The organism is Pollutimonas rozaliensis, assembly GCF_048751585.1.
GTDB lineage: Bacteria > Pseudomonadota > Gammaproteobacteria > Burkholderiales > Burkholderiaceae_B.
The window spans coordinates 1-266 of record NZ_JAZHOB010000148.1; the positions used below are offsets into that span (position 1 = coordinate 1).

Here is a 266-nt window from a genome sequence, read left to right on the forward strand (position 1 = left end):
GCCCTGCGCATCGAGATCGAAAGCCGCCGTGGCCTGGTCGCCGAGCTGGCCGGGCTGGTGACCGATGCGGACGCCAACATCGAGCGGATCGGCATCGAAGAGCGTGACGCACGGCTCTCGACGGTCAACCTGACTCTGTCGGTGAAAGGGCGAGTCCATCTGGCGCGGATCATCAAGCGGATCCGCAACCTGCCCAACGTCGGCAAGATTACCCGTATGGCCAATTAAAACGACCTGGTACCCGCCGCTGGCCTGTCAGGCTGGCG

General features: G+C 64.3%; 1 protein-coding gene. It reads left to right on the forward strand.

The window, feature by feature from the left end; translation table 11 throughout:
- A partial coding sequence (locus V0R37_RS22340) for an ACT domain-containing protein (protein WP_420376587.1) occupies positions 1–228 on the forward strand: 228 nt, incomplete at its 5' end.
- Between the last annotated feature and the right edge of the window lie 38 nt (positions 229–266).